Below are 1378 nucleotides of genomic sequence, written 5' to 3'. Positions count from 1 at the left end.
GAGCTATGCCCGAAAGTTGGTGATGGCGTAATCAGGCGGCTTGGTTAAGTTGTTTGATCCCGTCTTTGAATGCAATCCCCTGGATGATCTCTGGCATGCGGTTTGCTCCGTCGAGTTTGCGCCATTTCGTCTGCGCTGACATCATCAGCTTGAACGCCATGGCAAGGCCGGTTTTACGGCTGAGACAACCCTTGGTTTTGCCTGTGCGATGTCGGACGGTGGCGAAGGTGCTTTCAATTGGGTTCGTCGTTCGGACATGTTTCCAGTGCTCGGCTGGGAAGTCATAGAATGCCAAGAGAACGTCGCGGTCTTTGGTCAGTTTCCCCACGGCTTTGTCGTATTTCACGCCGTAGGTTGTGACGAAGAAGTCAAAGGCTGCCTCGGCATCCGCGCGCGTTTCGGCCTGCCAGATATCGTGCAGATGGCCCTTCGCTTTGGCCTGAACCGACTTCGGCATCGCGTTGAGGACATTGCCGGTCTTGTGGAACCAACAGCGCTGTTCTTTCGTGGCCCCAAAAACTTCGCGCAATGCATGCCAGAATCCCAAAGCGCCGTCCCCAATGGCAAGGTCAGGGGCATGAGTAAGGCCACGCCGCTGCAAATCGAGCAGCAGCTCTCGCCAACTCTGGGTGCTTTCACGGTAACCGTCGGCGAGGCCGATGATCTCTTTACGGCCCCACTCGTCTGCGCCTATCAGCACCAGAACGCATTGTTTTTCCTCAGCCATTCGTGGTCGAAAGTAGACGCCGTCCGCCCAGATGTAGACGAACCGCCGCGTGCTGAGATCGCGCCGTTGCCAGCGATCGTACTCGGCCCACCAGTCGGCCTTAAGCCGCGAAATCGTCGTGGATGATAATCCTGCCGCGTTCGGCCCAAGCAGAGCGGCGAGTGCTTCGTGAAAGTCGCCGGTGGAAATACCTTTGAGATATAGCCAGGGCAACAGTTCTTCGATGGATTTGGCCTTACGCAGGTAGGGCGGCAGGATTGTTGAGGTGAAACGAACTTTCTCCTCTCCGTCGCCCCGGTCCCGTACGCGCGGCACTTTGACCGGCACCGCGCCGATCCCGGTGATCACCTCGCGTTCCGGCAAATGACCGTGGCGCACTAGTCGAGCCCGACCATCGCCCGTTTTGTCAGAGGCATAAGCCTCCAGCAGAACCGCAAGCTCGGCCTCAACCGCTTGCTCAATCAAGCGTTGCGCGCCGGATCGTAGCAGGTCCGTCAGTGGATCAGGCGAAAATCCCTGTGGATCGGTCAGCTGGGTAATGGTATTTGTCGTCATGTGGCATATCCTTTTCTCAATCGAGAATTGCGGCGCGTCAACAACGCCATGATATGCCGCCCCTCAGGGGCCATCACCAACTTTTAGCTATATCTC

General features: G+C 57.2%; 1 protein-coding gene. It reads right to left on the bottom strand.

What is annotated here, in order from left to right; translation table 11 throughout:
• Positions 1-31 precede the first annotated feature (31 nt).
• On the bottom strand, positions 32-1282 hold the full coding sequence (locus tag CHB90_RS25960) for an IS256 family transposase (RefSeq protein ID WP_089280567.1): 1251 nt from the start codon (positions 1280-1282) through the stop codon (positions 32-34).
• Positions 1283-1378: the final 96 nt, after the last annotated feature.

This window comes from Antarctobacter heliothermus (assembly GCF_900188425.1).
Classification (GTDB): Bacteria; Pseudomonadota; Alphaproteobacteria; order Rhodobacterales; family Rhodobacteraceae; genus Antarctobacter; species Antarctobacter heliothermus.
This window is presented reverse-complemented; position numbering and strand designations above follow the sequence as displayed.

Coding starts and splice junctions, on each gene's coding strand:
- CHB90_RS25960 (WP_089280567.1), bottom strand. CDS start 1,282: ATGACGACAAATACCATTACCCAGCTGACCGATCCACAGGGATTTTCG.